The sequence below is a fragment of the Streptomyces sp. NPDC051211 genome, from assembly GCF_040689505.1.
Taxonomy (GTDB): domain Bacteria; phylum Actinomycetota; class Actinomycetes; order Streptomycetales; family Streptomycetaceae; genus Streptomyces.
Genome location: NZ_JBFBAV010000001.1, coordinates 421,290 through 438,284 on the forward strand (window position 1 = coordinate 421,290; position 16,995 = coordinate 438,284).

The following is a 16,995-nucleotide window of genomic DNA, read 5'->3' on the forward strand; positions in this document are numbered from 1 at the left end:
TCCGGGCCGGCCTTGGGCGGTCTGCGGTGGGCCGGCGTTGGTCTGCGCCGGTCAGCTCTGGGCGGATCCGCTCTGCGCGGGTGGGCTGTTGGTGGTCAGCTGTGGGTGGGTCGGTTTCAGGGCGGATCCGCTGTGCGCGGGTCGGCTCTGCGCGGGTCAGCTCTGCGCGGGTCAGCTCTGCGCGGTCAGCTCTGGGTGGGCGCGGGGGTGGTGACCTTGCAGCCCTCCTGCCCGGCCATCGGCTTGTCCAGGCCGCCGGCCTTGAGCTTCTCCTTGGCGGCCTTCTCGTCCGCGGCCACCTTCTCCAGGCCGCTGGACAGGTCCTGCAGGCCCTGGGCGAACTTCGCCTGGTCCTTCGGGTCCAGCGCGTCCATCTTCGCCTTGAGGTCCGCGTAGCCCTTGGCCGTGTCGTTGAAGCCCTGGGTCGCGGCGGCGACCGCCGTCTTGCCGCCGTCCCCGCCGGGCGGCTCGCCGGCATCGCGAAGCGCGGCGCTGATCGCCGTGAACGCCTCGGACATGGTCTGGAAGGCCGCGGAGTCGGTCTTCTGCACTTCCTCGGGCTTGCTGCTCTCCGTGGCCACCCGCTTGAGTTCGGCGTTGGCCGCCTCGATCTTCTTGTACTCGGGCTGCCACTTGTCGCAGACGTTCTTGGCCCAGTCGGCGGACTTCGTGTCGCCGTCGTCACTGCAGCCCGACAGCAGGAGCATCAGCACCGCACCGCCGGAGACCGCGGCCGCAAGCTTCTTCTTCACCGGATTGGTCCCTTCCAAGGCTCTCGGCCCGGAACATACACGCCATCCATCCGGGGGCGCAGAAAGGCGGACAGACGACGCGTCAGTCCGCGTCGCCTGTCCGCCGTTCGGTCGTACCGCCGGGCCGTGACCTGAGCTCAGGAAACGACCGCCGGGTCGGCCGGCTTGGCAACCCGCTCGGCGGCAGTGGCTCCGTTGCCGCTGTCGTCGCCGACGGCGATGCCCCGCCGCTTCGACACGTACACGGCGCCGACGATGACGGCGACCGCGAAGACCGCGATGACGGCACGGACCACGGGGTTCGCGTCGTCGCCGTAGCTGAACTGCACGACGGCCGGGGCGATCAGGAGCGCGACCAGGTTCATCACCTTGAGCAGCGGGTTGATGGCCGGGCCTGCGGTGTCCTTGAACGGGTCGCCGACGGTGTCGCCGATGACGGTCGCGGCATGGGCCTCGCTGCCCTTGCCGCCGTGGTGTCCGTCCTCGACCAGCTTCTTCGCGTTGTCCCAGGCGCCGCCCGAGTTGGCGAGGAAGACGGCCATCAGGGTGCCGCAGGCGATGGCTCCGGCGAGGAACGAGCCGAGCGCGCCGACGCCGAGGGAGAAGCCCACGGCGATCGGGGTGAGTACGGCGAGCAGGCCGGGCGTGGCGAGTTCGCGGAGCGCGTCCTTGGTGCAGATGTCGACGACGCGGCCGTACTCGGGCTTCTCGGTGTAGTCCATGATCCCGGGGTGCTCGCGGAACTGGCGGCGCACCTCGTAGACCACCGCGCCGGCCGAGCGGGAGACCGCGTTGATGGCCAGTCCGGAGAAGAGGAACACGACGGCGGCGCCCAGGATCAGCCCGACGAGGTTGTTGGGCTGGGCGATGTCCAGGCTGAGGTTCATCTCCCCGGCCTTGGCGCCGACGTCCTTGATGGCGCCCGCGATCGCGTCGCTGTACGAGCCGAAGAGCGCCGCCGCGGCCAGCACGGCGGTGGCGATGGCGATGCCCTTGGTGATGGCCTTGGTGGTGTTGCCGACGGCGTCGAGGTCGGTGAGGACCTGGGCGCCGGCTCCCTGGACGTCGCCGGACATCTCGGCGATGCCCTGGGCGTTGTCGGAGACCGGACCGAAGGTGTCCATGGCGACGATGACGCCGACGGTGGTGAGCAGGCCGGTGCCGGCCAGGGCGACGGCGAACAGCGCGAGCATGATCGACGTACCGCCGAGCAGGAACGCGCCGTAGACGCCGAGGCCGATGAGCAGCGCGGTGTAGACGGCGGATTCGAGGCCGACGGAGATGCCGGCCAGGACGACGGTGGCCGGTCCGGTCAGTGAGGACTTTCCGATGTCCCGGACGGGCCGCCGGTTGGTTTCGGTGAAGTAGCCGGTGAGCTGCTGGATGAGGGCGGCGAGCACGATGCCGATGGCGACGGCGACGAGCGCGAGGATGCGCGGGTCGCCGGAGTGGCCGGTGATGGCCGTGTTCTCGACGCCGACGAGCTCCTTGTAGGTGGCCGGCAGGTAGGCGTAGACGGCGATCGCGACCAGCACCAGGGAGATCACTGCGGAGATGAAGAAGCCGCGGTTGATGGCGGTCATGCCGCTGCGGTCGGTGCGGCGCGGGGATACGGCGAAGATGCCGATCATCGCGGTGATCACACCGATGGCGGGGACGATCAGGGGGAAGGCGAGGCCGAGGTCGCCGAAGGCGGCCTTGCCGAGGATGAGGGCGGCCACCAGGGTGACGGCGTAGGACTCGAAGAGGTCCGCCGCCATACCGGCGCAGTCTCCGACGTTGTCGCCCACATTGTCGGCGATGGTCGCGGCATTGCGCGGATCGTCCTCCGGAATGCCCTGTTCGACCTTGCCGACCAGGTCGGCGCCGACGTCGGCGGCCTTGGTGAAGATTCCGCCGCCGACCCGCATGAACATCGCGATCAGTGCGGCGCCGAGGCCGAAGCCCTCCAGGACCTTGGGCGCGTCCGCGGCGTAGACCAGGACGACGCTGGAGGCGCCGAGCAGGCCGAGGCCGACGGTGAACATGCCGACCACACCACCGGTGCGGAAGGCGATCTTCATGGCCTTGTGGGCCACGGCGGTGAGGTCCTTGGCGGGTTCGCCCTCGGCCGGGGTGGCCTCGCGGGCGGCGGCGGCGACGCGGACGTTGGCGCGTACGGCAAGCCGCATGCCGATGTAGCCGGTGGCGGCCGAGAACAGCGCGCCGATCAGGAAGAAGGCGGAACGTCCGGCCCGCTGCGACCAGTCGTCGGCGGGGAGCAGGAAGAGCAGGAAGAACACGACGACGGCGAAGATGCCGAGGGTGCGGAGCTGCCGGCCGAGGTAGGCGTTGGCGCCTTCCTGAACGGCGGCAGCGATCTTTTTCATACTGTCGGTGCCTTCGTCGGCGGCGAGCACCTGGCGTACCAGGAGCTGGGCGACGACGAGTGCGGCCAGAGCAACAGCCGCAATGACGATCACGATCAACCGATTGTCATCGGTGAGTACCGCGGCCGCTGTGGGGGTGAAGAGCCCCGTCATACGTCCTCCTTGACGTGATGAGCTCAAAGATGTGGACGGATTGTAGGTAGCCTCACCGGATCAAAACAGTACGCGGGAAACGGAATTGGCCTCCCCGTGCTCTTCAACAAAAGATCGCGTCACGCCATTACGCCCGAAAGTAGTAATGGGGCAAAAGCATTGACGCCCCGTCATTGATCTCCAGGACGTGAAAAAGGCCCTGCTCAGCAGGGCCTTCATCATTTATGAATAAGATCGGAATGTGCGGGCGAAATGATCTACGGAAGCTCGGGCGCGCCGGCGGCGGGCCAGCTCATGCGGATGACTCCGCCCGAATCACCACTGGTGACCTCGACGTCGTCGACGAGCCCGCGGATCACCGCCAGACCCATCTCGTCCTCGCCCTCGGCATCCGGTTCGGCGGCCGCGCCACCACCGGACGGACCGCCGGCCAGGGCCGGAACCTCGTCGCCGACCTCGATGGAGAACACCTTCTCCTCCTCGGTGAGCACGACCCGCACGGGAGCGGTCACACCGCTGCCCCGGTGCAGCCCGACGGCACGTGAGCAGGCCTCGCCCACGGCGAGGCGCACCTCGTCGAGCACGGCCTCCTCCACACCGGCCCGGCGCGCCACGGCGGCCGCGACGAGGCGGGCCGTCCGGACGTGCTCGGGCTGGGCGCTGAAGCGGAGTTCAACGGTGGCCATGTACTCCCCCTCGGACTACGGGCGTGCTGACAGGGGCCCGGGCCATCGGCCCGGCGCCCCCGCCACTGCTTTCGGGAGCCGTCAGTCGGTGGCGGCGACGGCGTCTTCCACAGTGGTGTGGATCGGGAAGACCTTGGTCAGGCCGGTGATGCGGAAGATCTTCAGGATGCGCTCCTGGTTGCACACCAGACGCAGCGAGCCCTCGTGCGCACGGACGCGCTTGAGGCCTCCCACGAGCACACCGAGGCCGGTGGAGTCGAGGAAGTCCACTCGCTCCATGTCGACAACCAGGTGGTAGCTGCCGTCGTTCACCAACTCCACCAACTGCTCGCGCAGCTTGGGCGCGGTATACACATCAATCTCGCCACCGACCTCGACGACCGTGCGGTCGCCGACTGTGCGAGTCGACAGGGACAGGTCCACGGATCCTCCAGCACCTTGCTATCGAGCGGCGCCCCCCAGGGGCCTCCCCACCCGAAGGTAGTGGAGGGATTGGCTGCCGCGATGGCATTCAATCACTTACCGGCAGGCGCGCACGACGCCTTCTGACCATTGTCGCCGACGCCAGTGACACACTCGGACGCAATGGCCAGTACTCAGCGTCCCCGTCGGCCCACGGCCGACGCGGACACCCGACCCACCCCCGGCACGGTCCTGGACCGGCTGTCACGGGGGCCCGGTCGGGCTGCGCGCATCACTCATACGGAGCATCTGCCCCCTCGGGAGGGCCGTCATGCAGTCTGGCCGGACCGCATCAGAACTGATGTCGTAGCCGCCATCCAGGCCGCCGGCATCGAACACCCGTGGGAACACCAGGCCGCGGCCGCCGAGCACGCCCTGAACGGCACCTCGGTGGTCGTCGCCACCGGCACCGCCTCCGGCAAGTCGCTGGCCTACCTCGCCCCCGTCCTGAGCTCCCTCGCCGACGGGGCGCAAGCGCCCAACGGCCGGGGCGAGACCGCCCTGTACCTCGCCCCGACCAAGGCCCTCGCCGCCGACCAGCGACGCGCCGTACGCGCACTCGCCGCCCCGCTCGGCAACGCCGTCCGGCCTGCCGTGTACGACGGGGACACCCCGGTCGAGGAACGCGAGTGGATCCGCCAGTACGCCAACTACGTGCTCACCAACCCCGACATGCTGCACCGCGGGATACTCCCGGCCCACCCGCGCTGGTCCTCCTTCCTGCGCTCCCTGCGCTATGTCGTGATCGACGAGTGCCACACCTACCGGGGCGTCTTCGGCTCCCACGTCGCCCAGGTCCTGCGCCGGCTGCGGCGGCTGTGCGCCCGCTACGGCTCCGATCCGGTCTTCCTGCTCGCCTCGGCCACCGCCGGCGACCCGGCGGCCGCCGCGAGCCGCCTGACGGGCCTGCCGGTCACCGAGGTGGTCGACGACGCCTCCCCGCGCGGCGAGGCGGTCTTCGCCCTGTGGGAGCCGCCGCTGACCGAGCTGTCCGGGGAGCGTGGCGCCCCGGTGCGCCGCACCGCCACCGCCGAGACCGCCGACCTCCTCACCGACCTCGTCGTGCAGGGGGTCCGCACGGTCGCCTTCGTCCGCTCCCGGCGCGGCGCCGAGCTGATCGCCCTCATCGCCCAGGAGCGCCTCGCCGCGGTCGACCGCTCCCTGCCCGGCCGGGTGGCCGCCTACCGGGGCGGCTACCTGCCCGAGGAGCGCCGCGCCCTGGAGCGGGCCCTGCACTCCGGGGAGCTGCTCGGCCTGGCGGCCACCACCGCCCTGGAGCTCGGCGTGGACGTCTCCGGCCTGGATGCCGTCCTGATCGCCGGCTACCCGGGCACCCGGGCCTCGCTGTGGCAGCAGGCCGGCCGGGCCGGGCGGTCCGGCCAGGGCGCCCTGGCCGTGCTGATCGCCCGGGACGACCCGCTGGACACCTACCTCGTCCACCACCCCGAAGCCCTGTTCCGGCAGCCCGTCGAGGCCACCGTCCTGGACCCCGACAACCCGTACGTCCTCGCCCCCCATCTGTGCGCGGCGGCCGCCGAGCTGCCGCTGACCGAACCCGACCTGGCCCTCTTCGGCCCGGCCGCCGCAGACCTCCTCCCCCAGCTCGAATCGGCGAAGCTGCTGCGCCGCCGGGCCACCGCCTGGCACTGGACCCGCCGGGAGCGGGCCTCGGACCTGGCCGACATCCGGGGCGGCGGCGGCCGCCCCGTGCAGATCGTCGAGGCCGGCACCGGCCGGCTGCTGGGCACGGTCGACGAATCCGCCTCCCACACCGCCGTCCACGACGGGGCGGTCCACCTCCACCAGGGCCGCACCTACCTGGTGCAGCACCTGGACCTGGAGGACTCGGTGGCCCTGGTCGAGGAGGCCGACCCGCCCTTCTCCACCACCGCCCGCGACACCACCTCCATCACCGTCCTCGACACCGAGGCCGAGGTGCCGTGGGGCGCCGCCCGGCTCTGCTACGGCTCCGTCGAGGTCACCAACCAGGTCGTCTCCTATCTGCGGCGCAAACTGATCACCGGCGAGGTGCTCGGCGAGGCCAAGCTGGACCTGCCGCCCCGCACCCTGCGGACCCGGGCCGTGTGGTGGACGGTCACCGAGGACCAGCTCGACGAGGCCCGGATCAACCCGGAGATCCTCGGCGGCGCCCTGCACGCCGCCGAGCACGCCTCCATCGGCCTGCTCCCGCTTTTCGCCACCTGCGACCGCTGGGACATCGGCGGCGTCTCCGTGCCGCTGCACCCGGACACCCTCCTGCCCACCGTGTTCGTGTACGACGGCCACCCCGGCGGCGCCGGATTCGCCGAGCGGGCCTTCCACACGGCCCGCGCCTGGCTGACCGCGACCCGGGACGCGATCGCCGCCTGCGAGTGCGAGGGCGGCTGCCCCTCCTGCATCCAGTCCCCCAAGTGCGGCAACGGCAACGACCCCCTCCACAAGCGCGGCGCGGTCCGTCTCCTCACCCGCCTCCTGGCGGGCGCACCCCCTCAGTAGCCGGGCCCGCGGCCGCCCGCAGCGACTCCCGCCCGAGCCCCGTCCTCGGAAACCCCGCCCGGGGAGCCGGGTTCCGGTCCGGGCTTCGCAGGCGGCTGCCGGGGCGGCTCGGGGGACGGCTCCGCGGGCGGCTGCCGCGGCGGCTCTGTGGGCGGCTGCCGGGGCGGCTCTGTGGGCGGCTGCCGGGGCGGCTCTGTGGGCGGCTGCCGGGGCGGCCCTGCGGGCGGCTCGGGCTCCGCGGGCAGCTCTGGGGACGGCTCCGCGGCGGGTCCGGCGCGGGAGCGGATACGGCCGGTGAAGGGCCCCGCCGCGGCCTCGGCGGTGACCTCCGCGACCTCGCCCGCCAGGGAGCACCCGGCCAGCCGGGCACCCTGCGCGCGGGCCACCCGTATCGCCGCGGCACACGCCGGCTCCGGCCCGTGCGCCCAGCTCGACGCCGCCGCCAGCGCCGCCAGGTCCGCCGCGGCCGCCGCGCGGTGCCGGACCACCACGGCCTGGCCGAGCAGCAGCACCCCGCCGAACACCGCGCCCAGCACCACGGTCACCAGCGCCGCCCAGACGGTCGCCGAGCCCCGGTCCCGGGTCACGGCGGCGGCCCCACGCTGTCCTCGGCCAGGGCCACCGCGCCGGCGCCCAGCCGGACCGGCAGCGCAGCCGGCCCCGGTGCGGGTGCCGCCACCCGCACCCGCCACAGCTCGCCCGTCCGCTCCACGGTCACCTCCGCCCCGTCCGGGGCGGCAGCCCGGGCGGCCGCCACCGCCGTCTCCAGCGGCTCGGACCTCGCCGCTGCCCGGGCCCCGGCCCTGGCCGCGTCCACGCACCGGATCTGCGCGGCCGCCGCCATCAGCGCCCACACCAGCAGCGCCGCGAAAAGCACCAGGGCCGGAATCACCAGAGCGGCCTCGGCCGTCACATAACCGCCGTCGCCGTCCGCCTTTTGCTCAGAACGGCACATCGAGCGCCTTCCCGATGGTCGTCTGCAGTGCCGTGGAGACCACCTCACTCGTCACGACCTTGTACAGAACGGCCGCGAATGCACAGGCCGCGATCGTGCCCATGGCGTATTCCGATGTCGACATCCCGGCATCCCCGACCCGACCGGCCAGCGCAGCCCGCAGCCGAAACCAGATGATCCTCATGACAACCTCCTGTGGATTTATGTTCTTGATGTGATTTCAGGTAGCGGAGAGGAGGCCGGAGGCCATTCCGATCACCACCGGAGCCACTCCCACCGCGAGAAACGCGGGGAGGAAACACAGCCCCACCGGGGCGGTCACCAGAACCGCCGCCCGCTGGGCCGCCGCCGTCGCCCGCCGGGCCCGGTCCTCCCGCAGGGCCGTCGCCAGCCGGGAGACGGGCTCGGCAGCCGGCGCCCCCGTCCGGGCCGCCCGGTCCAGACAGTCCGCCAGCGGCCCGGCGCCGGGTATCGCCGCCAACCTCCCCCACGAGGCCCCCGGTTCGGCCCCCAGCCGAAGCTCCGCCCCGGCCAGCGCCAGCCGGTCCCCCACCGGGCCTCCCAGCGACTCCCCCACCACCTCGGCCGCCTCCACCGGCCCGGCGCCCGCCGCCAGGCAGGCCGCCAACAAGTCGGCGGCGAACGGAAGCTGACGCTCCGACTCCCGCGGATCCACCCTGCACGCCCGGTCCACCCGCCACCGGACCCACCGCAACCGCCACCGCTCCCGCACCCGCCCCCGGGCCCCCGGGCGCGTCCCGCCCGAGGCCGGCTCCGCCCTGAGCAGCAGCACCGCCCTACGCCGCACCGCCCGCTCCCGGATCCGCCCCGCGCACCCGGAGACCAGACACCACGCCCCCGCCGCCAGGGTGAACGCCATCCCCAGCCTGTGGACCGACGAACCGTCCATCACCCCTCCCCCGCCCGCACGATCCGCCGGCACCAGAGCAGCCCAAGCACTTCCAGCGCCCCACCGACCACCAGGCACCCCAGGCCCAGCGGGGAGTGCAGCAGCACCCGCAGCGGATCCGCACCCAGCCCCGTACCGAGCAGCAGGCCCACCACGGGCAGCAGGGCCAGCACCACCGCCGTCGACCGCGCTCCCGCCAACTGGGCCCGCATGGACTCCTGCCGGTCCCGCTCCGCCCGCAACGCCCCTTCCAGTCGCTCCAGTCCGGCCGCCAGCCCCGCGCCGCCGTCCACCGAGACCCGCCAGCAGGCCGCCATCCCGGCCAGCCCTTCCGCACCCGGCGCCCGGGCCGCCTCCCGCAGCGCCCCGGCCACGTCCCCGCCGAAGGCCGCCGCAGCCAGCACCGCCGCGATCCCGGCATCCGGGGCGGCCGACCGGCGCATCGCGGCGCTCAACGCCTGCCCGGGCTGCGCCCCGGCCCGCAACTCGCCGACGGCCGCCCCGCACAGGGCGATCACCTCGGCCGAGCGCGCCTCCCGGGCCCTGGCCCGATCCCGGACCCGCAGCCACCTCCGCACCACCGGCACCGCCAACACGCCCAGCACCACCGGAATCACCGACCCGCCGAGTAGCGCCACCACCACACCCGCCGCCACGCAGGCCCACTCCTGCCACCGCCCGGCACGCACCCGCACCGAGACCAGCAGCCGCTCCCATGCCGATCCCCGCTCCGGCACCGGCGGCCCCGCCCCGGCGAGCAGCATCCGCGCCCGCCCCGCCGGCCGGCCGTCCCCGGCCAGCAGCCAGGCCGCCGCCCCGGCACACAGCACCGCCGCGAACACCGGGGCCGGGAGCAGCGCCCCCGCCCCGCTCACTCCAGCCCCCCGAGCAGGGGGCCGAGCCGCTCCCAGCCCCGCTCCCGGACGAATCCGCGCGCCGCCCAGCGCAGCGCCGGGACGGTGACCACCAGCCCTGCCGCATCCCGCTCCAGGACATGCACCTCGGCCACCCGACGCTGCCCGCCCCGGTCCCGGACCAGGTGGATCACCAGATCCAGGGCCGCGGCCAACTGGCTGTGGAGAGCGGCCCGGTCGAGGCCGGCGACCGCCCCCAGCGCCTCCAGCCGGGCCGGCACATGGGCCGCGGCATTCGCGTGCACCGTCCCGCACCCGCCTTCGTGCCCGGTGTTGAGCGCGGCCAGCAGATCGGCGACCTCGGCCCCGCGCACCTCCCCCACCACAAGCCGGTCGGGACGCATCCGCAGGGCTTGGCGGACCAGGTCCGCCAGTGTGACCAGACCAGCCCCCTCCTGGTTGGCGGGCCGGCCCTCCAACCGCACCACGTGCGGGTGCTCGGGCCGCAGTTCGGCCGAGTCCTCGGCGAGCACGATCCGCTCCCCCGGCCCGACCAGCCCCAGCAGGGAACTGAGCAGGGTGGTCTTCCCCGTGCCCGTCCCTCCGGAGACCAGGAAGGACAGTCTGGCTTCGACCACTGCCCCGAGCAGTTGCCGCCCGCCCGGCGGCAGGGTGCCTGCGGCCGTGAGCTCCTCAAGGGTGAACGCCCGTGGTCGCACCACCCGCAGCGACAGGCAGGCCGACCCGACCGCGACCGGAGGCAGCACCGCATGCAGCCGGGTGCCGTCCGGCATCCGGGCGTCCACCCACGGCCGGGCATCGTCGAGCCGCCGGCCTGCCACCGCCGCCAGTCGCTGCGCGAGCCTGCGCACCGCCTCCGCGTCCCCGAAGGTCACCCCGGTCAGCTCCAGCCCGCCACCGCGGTCCACCCACACCCGGTCCGGCGCCGCCACCAGCACATCCGTGACCGCCGGGTCGGCGAGCAGCGGTTCCAGCGGCCCGGCTCCCACCAGCTCCGACCGCAACTCGGCGGCCACGCCCAGCACCTCCGCATCCCCCAGCAGCCTTCCCTGGGCTCGCAGGGCGGCTGCGACCCGGGCCGGGGTGGGCTCGGCGCCGCTTTCGGCGAGCCGCGCCCGCACCGCGTCCAGCAGTCCCGCGCTCATCCCGGCACCCCCTGCCCGGCCGCCTGACCGGCGCCGAGCACCCGCCGCCAGAACCCGTCGCAGAACCGGGCCAGCGGGCCCCAGACGAAGGTCCCCGGCGGCTCGCCCCTGGCCAGCCACTCGGACACCCCCAGCTCGACGGGCATCTCACCGGCGAGCGGGAGCCGCAGCAGCCCGGCCACCTCGTCCGGGTCCAGCTCGCCCGCGAGGCGCGCCCGCACCACCACCCGGACATCCCGCGCGACCCCGTCCAGGGCGTCGGCGACTCTGCTGGCGGCGGCCACCGACCGCAGTTCCACCGGGACCACCATCAGCACCAGGTCCAGCTGGCCGAGCGCCTCGGCCGCGACCTCGTCCACCCGCCGGGGAAGGTCGACGACCACCACCCCGCCCCGCCGGCGGGCGGCCGCCAGGACCGAGCGCACCGCCGCGGGCGGCACCAGCACCCGCTTGCCCCGGTCCCAGCTGAGCAGCCGCAGCGCATGCAGCTCCGGCAGGGACTCCTCCAGCGCGCCGGCCCCGACCCGGCCGCGCGAGGCGGCGAAGTCCGGCCAGCGCAGCCCTTCGGCGCCCTCACCCCCGAGCAGCACGTCCAACCCGCCGCCGAAGGGATCGCCGTCGATCAGCATGGTCCGCTCGCCGGACCGGGCGGCCGAGATCGCCAGGGCGCAGGCGAGGGTGGATGCCCCGGCGCCGCCGCTGCCGCCGATCACGCCCACGGCGAGGGCGGGCCGGCCGGCACCTTCGACCACATCGGCGATCCGGTCCGCCAGCCAGTTCTCGGCATCGGGAAGCCAGATCACCTGTTCGGCCCCGATCTCCACGGCCCGCTGCCAGAGCGCGGCGTCGTCGGGATTCCGGCCCTCGCTCCGGCCGACGAGGAACACCCCGCTGCGGCGGGGCGCTCCCAACACCCGGCCGCTCACGTCCTGGCCGACCAGAACCAGCGGAGCATCCCCCCACCCGCCGCCCCCGGGCGGACCGGCCCCACCGGCCCCACTGCTCCCCGGCGCCACGCTTTGCTCCGGCACCGCATGGTGCACATGGGGCTCGGCGCCTGCGGCTGCACACAACCGCAGCAGATCATCGAGCAGCACCGGGTCCTCGGTGATGATCAGCGGCCTGCCGGCACCGGGAACCGGCCACTCGGACACCTCGCGGGACATGGTTCCAGCCACGATCTCCGCCCCCTTCTCACTGCAAATCCGTTCACCGCGGACTTCGCGGCCGGAATCACCGTGACGGCATCCGCAAAAGGAAGTGGATCTTGCTCAAGAACTGTGGATAGAGAGCGCCCTGTGAATAACTCGATCACCCCTGTAGGTGAGTTCTGAGCGCTCCGGAACAACTACGCACAGTGACGAGTTCACAGAGGGAGAGGGTCGGCGCGGCGCGGGCCCACGACAGAAGGGGGCCTGAAAAATGATCACTTGGGGTCGGCGGCCGGGACGCAAACCGCGTCCGGACATGCGACGACCCCCGCCGGGGGGGAGAGCGGGGGTCGTCCCCACGGCCGACTCGGGGGGGGAGGAGTCGGACCGGGTTAGCACGGTCGCGAACGATCCGTGACTTCCATGGTGTACCCGAGAGGCTTCTCAGGCAAACCCACGCGCCACACCTTACGCCGAATGGTGGGCGCATATGCTCGGGGCGTGGAAATCCAGTCCTTGTCGCACTCCTTGCCTCGCACTGCAGCCTTCTTCGACCTGGACAAGACGGTCATTGCGAAGTCGAGCACTCTGACGTTCAGCAAGTCCTTCTACCAGGGCGGGCTGATCAACCGGCGGGCGGTCCTGCGCACCGCGTACACCCAGTTCATCTTCCTGGCCGGCGGCGCCGACCACGACCAGATGGAGCGGATGAGGGAGTACCTCTCCGCCCTCTGCAAGGGTTGGAACGTGCAGCAGGTGAAGGAAATCGTCGCCGAGGCCCTGCACGACCTCATCGACCCGATCATCTACGACGAAGCGGCGTCCCTCATCGAGGCCCACCACACGGCCGGCCGCGATGTGGTGATCGTGTCGACCTCCGGGGCGGAGGTGGTCGAGCCGATCGGCGAGATGCTCGGCGCCGACCGGGTCGTCGCCACCCGCATGGTGGTGGGCGAGGACGGCTGCTTCACCGGGGAGATCGACTACTACGCCTACGGGCCCACCAAGGCGGAGGCCGTGCGCGAGCTGGCCGAGTCCGAGGGCTACGACCTGGCGCGCTGCTACGCGTACAGCGACTCCATCACCGACGTCCCCATGCTGGAGGCGGTCGGCCACCCGCACGCCGTCAACCCGGACCGGGCGCTGCGTCGTGAGGCGATGGCCCGCGACTGGCCGGTGCTGGTGTTCAACCGGCCGGTCCGACTGAAGCAGCGGGTGCCCGGCCTGTCGATGCCGGCGCGCCCCGCCCTGGTCGCGGCGGCTGCCGTCGGCGCGGCCGCGGCCACGGCCGGCCTGGTCTGGTACGCGAGCCGCCGCCGCGCGAACGCCCTCGCCTGACCGACCGGACCGACGGACGGACCGAGGGACCGGACCGACGGACCTGACCGACGGGCTGACCGACGGACCGGCCTGGCGGCGCGCCTGACCTGCACAAACTTAGAGTGTCCGATTGCTCCCGGAATGCACCCGAAAGTAAAGAACTGCACCAAGGGGTTCCGATTCCTCCGGGATGGAGGTACAAAGGATTCACGGCCCGCGAGACCAAAGGACATCCGAGAGGATCATCTTTAGAAACGCAGCAAGGCCCCACGGACCGAAGCAGGAACGCCGAGCACCCACGCGACGTCGACCCGTCGATTACGGGCCAGCCGCACCAGGGACCGGGCAAAGATCCCGACCTGATGGGCAACTATCGAGGACGCTTGGTAACTGGGCGTGAATGCCAGCGGCGACACCATGAGCAAGTCGGTGTCGCCGCAACCCGTTTCCGGAGCTTTTTCCCAAGATGTGCGCAAGAGCGCGCCGCGCCCTCAGACCCCGCGGCGCCCTCAGGCCGCGCCGCGCTGCAGCGCCTCGCACACCGCCGTGGACTCGCGCACCCCGAGCTCCACCGCCCGGCCGCAGTGCGTGATCCAGGCCGCCATCCCTTCCGGGGTCCCGGACACATAGCCGTCCAGCGCCGCCAGATAGGCCGCCCGGCCGAGTTCCGCGTGGCCGACCTCCGCCGGGCAGATGGCCTTCGGGTCCAGGCCGCTGTTGATCAGCACGATCCGCTCGGCGGTCCGCGCCACCACCCCGTTGTACGAGCCGAACGGCCGCAGCGCGAGCAGCTCGCCGTGCACCACGGCGGCGGTGACCAGGGCCGGGGCCGAGCCTCCCGCGATGACCAGTCGGGACAGCCCGTCCAGCCGGCCCGCGACCTCGTCGGCGGTCGGCAGGGGCAGCTCCACCAGCGGCTCGTCCACCGGCTCGCCGGCCAGCCGCGGCCGCCCCACCACGTCACCGGCGACGGCGGACCCCGCCGCGACCAGATGCAGCCGGGCCAGTACCCGCAGCGGCGACTGCCGCCAGATGCTCAGCAGCTGGCCGGCCTCGGCGGTGAGCCGCAGCGCCGCGCCCACGGTCCGGGCCTCGGCCTCCGCCCCGAAGTCGGTACGCCGCCGCACCTCCTCCAGCGCCCAGTCCGCGCCCGACAGCGCGGCACTGCCGCGCGCACCGCGCAGCGCCGCCTCGGCGGAGACCTCCGTACTGCGGCGGCGCATCACGCGGTGCCCGTAGACCCGGTCCACGGCCTTGCGTACGGAATCCACGGACTCGGCCACGCCCGGCAGGCCCGCGAGGGCGGCGAGCGGATCGGCTGACGTACTCATAAGCAGGGAGCCTACGCACTGCTCGGCCATAGCACCGACCCCACCTTCGAGTGGTCTTCTTCACTCATCCCGGCCACGGTGTGCTACGGAGCACTACCGTACGTGAACATGAAGATCGCTTTCGTGGGGAAGGGCGGCAGCGGCAAGACCACGCTGTCCTCCCTCTTCATCCGCCACCTTGCCGCCAACGAAGGCCCCGTCGTCGCGGTGGACGCCGACATCAACCAACATCTCGGGGCCGCCCTCGGGCTGACCGAGGAGGAAGCCGCCGCACTGCCCGGGATGGGCGCCCAACTGCCCCTGATCAAGGAGTACCTGCGGGGATCCAACCCGCGGATCGCCTCGGCCGAGACGATGATCAAGACCACCCCGCCCGGTGCCGGCTCCCGTCTGCTGCGGGTCCGCGAGGACAACCCGGTCTATGACGCCTGCGCCCGCACGGTGCTCCTGGACGGGGCGGAGGTGCGCCTGATGGCCACCGGGCCGTTCACCGAGGCCGACTTGGGCGTGGCCTGCTACCACTCCAAGGTCGGGGCGGTCGAGCTCTGCCTGAACCACCTGGTCGACGGACCGGACGAGTACGTGGTCGTCGACATGACGGCCGGTTCGGACTCCTTCGCGTCCGGGATGTTCACCCGGTTCGACATGACGTTCCTGGTCGCCGAACCGACGCTCAAGGGCATCTCCGTCTACCGCCAGTACAAGGAGTACGCACGGGACTTCGGGGTGGCCCTCAAGGTGGTCGGAAACAAGGTGCAGGGCCAGGACGACCTCGACTTCCTGCGCGCGGAGGCCGGCGAGGACCTGCTGGTCACCGTGGGGCATTCGGACTGGGTGCGGGCGATGGAGAAGGGCCGGCCGCCGCGCTTCGAGTTGCTGGAGGCCGACAACCGCATGGCCCTGCAGGCCCTCCAGGACGCGGCCGACGACTCGTACGCCCGGCGCGACTGGGCCCGCTACACCGAGCAGATGGTTCATTTCCATCTGCGGAACGCGGAGAGCTGGGGCAACGCGAAGACCGGGGCCGACCTGGCGGACCAGGTGGACCCCGGGTTCGTGCTGGGCGAGCAGAGGGACGCCGCTATTCCTCGTCCTGCTCCTCAGCCGGCGTGACCCCCTCGGGCGCCGTGGGAGCGGACGGCGTCGGTGACGGCGCCGGACCGGTGGCCAGGAACTTGGCCCAGCCCTCCTTCGGCGCCTGGCCCACATCGAGCGTGCGCAGCCATTCGACGTGCTTCGGGTCCTGGGCGTCGAGCCAGTCCGCCAGCTCGCGGAAGGGCACGCACCGCACGTCCTTCCGGGTGCAGACGGTCTTGATGGTCTCCTCGATGGCACGCATGTAGGTGCCGCCGTTCCAGGACTCGAAGTGGTTGCCGATGATCAGCGGCGCGCGGTTGCCGCTGTAGGCGCGTTCGAAGGCCTGGAGCAGTCCGTCGCGCAACTGGTTGCCCCAGTAGGCGTGCTGGGAGGGGTCGCCCTGCGAGGTGGTCCCGGACTGGTTGACCATGAAGTTGTAGTCCATGCTCAGGGTTTCGAAGGCCCGGCCGGGGATCGGGACCAGCTGGAGCGGGATGTCCCACAGCCCGTCCGTCTTCTTCGGCCACTTCTGCTTGCTGATGCCGCTGGAGTCGTAGCGGAAGCCCATGTTCTTGGCCGCGAGCATGAAGTTCTTCTGGCCCTCGAGGCAGGGGGTGCGGGCCCCGATGAGCTCCTTGTCGTAGTCGAAGGGGAGCGCCTTCTCCTGCTTCAGGCCGGAGTTGGTCTTCCAGTTCTTGACGAAGGACTTGGCCTGTTCGATCTCGCTCTTCCACTCCGCCACGGACCAGGTGCCGACACCTCCGTCGGGGCCGCAGAAGTGCCCGTTGAAGTGGGTGCCGATCTCATTGCCCTCCTGCCAGGCCTCGCGGATCTGGGTGGCGGTGTCCTTGATGCCCTGGAGGTCGCCGAAGCCGATGTCGGAGCGGCCCGGGCCGTGCTGGGGAGCGGTGTAGAGGGATCGTTTCTCCTCGGGGAGCATGTAGACACCGCTGAGGAAGTACGTCATCCGGGCGTTGTTCTGCCTGCCGACCTCGCGGAAGTGCGAGAACAGCTTCTGGCTGTCCTCGCCGGCCCCGTCCCAGGAGAACACCACGAACTGCGGGGGCGTTTCGCCCCGCTTGAGCTTCTCCGGCTTCTGCACGTTCGGCTGCGGCCCCGTGTAGGCGGTGGAGCCGTCGCCGATCAGCCGGAGCACGCTGCCGGGCGCCTCCGGAGCCCCGGCCCCCTTCTTCGCGCCGGGCCCGGACGACCCGCCCGGCTGCGAGGCGGTGCAGCCGGCGAGGCCCAGCGCCAGCGCGGTGGCGACGACCAGGCCACCGGCGGTCTTCTTCGTGGCGGCCATCTTCCGCCCA

The 16,995-nt window shown here is 72.3% G+C and carries 16 protein-coding genes; 3 read left to right on the plus strand and 13 right to left on the minus strand.

Translation table 11 applies throughout. The features are described 5' to 3' along the window. Positions 1-185: 185 nt before the first annotated feature. From AB0447_RS02025 to bldG, 4 genes are all read right to left on the minus strand, one after another. Positions 186-752 (minus strand): small secreted protein, encoded by a 567-nt coding sequence (locus AB0447_RS02025; RefSeq protein ID WP_366474471.1) that lies wholly within the window; start codon positions 750-752, stop codon positions 186-188. Positions 753-889: 137 nt separating this feature from the next. Then, a complete protein-coding gene (locus tag AB0447_RS02030) occupies positions 890-3,274 on the minus strand; it encodes a sodium-translocating pyrophosphatase (RefSeq protein ID WP_366474472.1) in 2,385 nt (794 codons plus the stop codon). Between the two features lie 257 nt (positions 3,275-3,531). After that, positions 3,532-3,960 (minus strand): ATP-binding protein, encoded by a 429-nt coding sequence (locus AB0447_RS02035; protein ID WP_366474473.1) that lies wholly within the window; start codon positions 3,958-3,960, stop codon positions 3,532-3,534. An 81-nt stretch (positions 3,961-4,041) separates the two neighbouring features. After that, a complete protein-coding gene (bldG, locus tag AB0447_RS02040) occupies positions 4,042-4,383 on the minus strand; it encodes an anti-sigma factor antagonist BldG (protein WP_030152678.1) in 342 nt (113 codons plus the stop codon). Positions 4,384-4,545: 162 nt separating this feature from the next. Between bldG and AB0447_RS02045 the strand changes: the two genes are divergently transcribed. Beyond that, positions 4,546-6,918 (plus strand): DEAD/DEAH box helicase, encoded by a 2,373-nt coding sequence (locus AB0447_RS02045; protein WP_366474474.1) that lies wholly within the window; start codon positions 4,546-4,548, stop codon positions 6,916-6,918. On the opposite strand, the gene AB0447_RS02050 is transcribed toward AB0447_RS02045, so the two are convergent. The 7 genes from AB0447_RS02050 to ssd are packed head-to-tail and all read right to left on the minus strand — an operon-like array spanning position 6,912 to position 11,969. After that, the gene (locus AB0447_RS02050; RefSeq protein WP_366474475.1) at positions 6,912-7,505 is read right to left on the minus strand and encodes an Rv3654c family TadE-like protein; all 594 of its coding nucleotides are present in this window, start codon (positions 7,503-7,505) and stop codon (positions 6,912-6,914) included. The two genes, AB0447_RS02045 and AB0447_RS02050, sit on opposite strands and share 7 nt — an antisense overlap. Continuing rightward, complete coding sequence (locus tag AB0447_RS02055; RefSeq protein ID WP_366474476.1) at positions 7,502-7,873, minus strand: TadE family type IV pilus minor pilin; 372 nt, start codon at positions 7,871-7,873, stop codon at positions 7,502-7,504. Before AB0447_RS02055 ends, AB0447_RS02050 begins: the two co-directional genes overlap by 4 nt. Continuing rightward, a complete protein-coding gene (locus AB0447_RS02060; protein WP_366474477.1) occupies positions 7,860-8,057 on the minus strand; it encodes a DUF4244 domain-containing protein in 198 nt (65 codons plus the stop codon). The genes AB0447_RS02055 and AB0447_RS02060 overlap by 14 nt, the downstream gene beginning before the upstream one ends. Before the next feature lie 36 nt (positions 8,058-8,093). Then, complete coding sequence (locus tag AB0447_RS02065) at positions 8,094-8,783, minus strand: type II secretion system F family protein (protein ID WP_366474478.1); 690 nt, start codon at positions 8,781-8,783, stop codon at positions 8,094-8,096. Further along, positions 8,783-9,658 carry a hypothetical protein gene (locus tag AB0447_RS02070; RefSeq protein ID WP_366474479.1) on the minus strand — a complete coding sequence of 292 codons (876 nt, stop codon included), beginning with the start codon at positions 9,656-9,658 and terminating at the stop codon, positions 8,783-8,785. The genes AB0447_RS02065 and AB0447_RS02070 overlap by 1 nt, the downstream gene beginning before the upstream one ends. Beyond that, positions 9,655-10,803, minus strand: a complete 1,149-nt coding sequence (locus AB0447_RS02075; protein WP_366474480.1) for a TadA family conjugal transfer-associated ATPase — start codon at positions 10,801-10,803, stop codon at positions 9,655-9,657. Before AB0447_RS02075 ends, AB0447_RS02070 begins: the two co-directional genes overlap by 4 nt. Beyond that, positions 10,800-11,969 (minus strand): septum site-determining protein Ssd, encoded by a 1,170-nt coding sequence (ssd, locus tag AB0447_RS02080; RefSeq protein WP_366474669.1) that lies wholly within the window; start codon positions 11,967-11,969, stop codon positions 10,800-10,802. The genes AB0447_RS02075 and ssd overlap by 4 nt, the downstream gene beginning before the upstream one ends. Positions 11,970-12,470: 501 nt before the next feature. Between ssd and AB0447_RS02085 the strand changes: the two genes are divergently transcribed. Further along, positions 12,471-13,292 carry an HAD-IB family hydrolase gene (locus tag AB0447_RS02085; RefSeq protein WP_366474670.1) on the plus strand — a complete coding sequence of 274 codons (822 nt, stop codon included), beginning with the start codon at positions 12,471-12,473 and terminating at the stop codon, positions 13,290-13,292. A gap of 491 nt (positions 13,293-13,783) precedes the next feature. Here AB0447_RS02085 and AB0447_RS02090 read toward each other — a convergent pair whose 3' ends face one another. Further along, complete coding sequence (locus tag AB0447_RS02090; RefSeq protein ID WP_366474481.1) at positions 13,784-14,605, minus strand: oxidoreductase; 822 nt, start codon at positions 14,603-14,605, stop codon at positions 13,784-13,786. 108 nt (positions 14,606-14,713) lie between these two features. On the opposite strand from AB0447_RS02090, the gene AB0447_RS02095 reads away from it, so the two are divergent. Further along, a complete protein-coding gene (locus AB0447_RS02095; RefSeq protein WP_366474482.1) occupies positions 14,714-15,718 on the plus strand; it encodes an ATP-binding protein in 1,005 nt (334 codons plus the stop codon). Here AB0447_RS02095 and AB0447_RS02100 read toward each other — a convergent pair. Then, the gene (locus AB0447_RS02100) at positions 15,687-16,985 is read right to left on the minus strand and encodes a hypothetical protein (RefSeq protein ID WP_366474484.1); all 1,299 of its coding nucleotides are present in this window, start codon (positions 16,983-16,985) and stop codon (positions 15,687-15,689) included. The genes AB0447_RS02095 and AB0447_RS02100 overlap by 32 nt on opposite strands. Positions 16,986-16,995 lie beyond the last annotated feature (10 nt).

Excerpts from the sequence above, each read along its gene's own strand:
- ssd (WP_366474669.1), bottom strand. The coding sequence starts at position 11,969 with ATGTCCCGCGAGGTGTCCGAGTGGCCGGTTCCCGGTGCCGGCAGGCCG.
- AB0447_RS02055 (WP_366474476.1), bottom strand. The coding sequence starts at position 7,873 with ATGTGCCGTTCTGAGCAAAAGGCGGACGGCGACGGCGGTTATGTGACG.
- AB0447_RS02090 (WP_366474481.1), bottom strand. The coding sequence starts at position 14,605 with ATGAGTACGTCAGCCGATCCGCTCGCCGCCCTCGCGGGCCTGCCGGGC.
- AB0447_RS02035 (WP_366474473.1), bottom strand. The coding sequence starts at position 3,960 with ATGGCCACCGTTGAACTCCGCTTCAGCGCCCAGCCCGAGCACGTCCGG.
- AB0447_RS02045 (WP_366474474.1), top strand. The coding sequence starts at position 4,546 with ATGGCCAGTACTCAGCGTCCCCGTCGGCCCACGGCCGACGCGGACACC.
- AB0447_RS02075 (WP_366474480.1), bottom strand. The coding sequence starts at position 10,803 with ATGAGCGCGGGACTGCTGGACGCGGTGCGGGCGCGGCTCGCCGAAAGC.
- AB0447_RS02100 (WP_366474484.1), bottom strand. The coding sequence starts at position 16,985 with ATGGCCGCCACGAAGAAGACCGCCGGTGGCCTGGTCGTCGCCACCGCG.
- AB0447_RS02030 (WP_366474472.1), bottom strand. The coding sequence starts at position 3,274 with ATGACGGGGCTCTTCACCCCCACAGCGGCCGCGGTACTCACCGATGAC.
- AB0447_RS02095 (WP_366474482.1), top strand. The coding sequence starts at position 14,714 with ATGAAGATCGCTTTCGTGGGGAAGGGCGGCAGCGGCAAGACCACGCTG.
- AB0447_RS02065 (WP_366474478.1), bottom strand. The coding sequence starts at position 8,783 with ATGGACGGTTCGTCGGTCCACAGGCTGGGGATGGCGTTCACCCTGGCG.
- AB0447_RS02060 (WP_366474477.1), bottom strand. The coding sequence starts at position 8,057 with ATGAGGATCATCTGGTTTCGGCTGCGGGCTGCGCTGGCCGGTCGGGTC.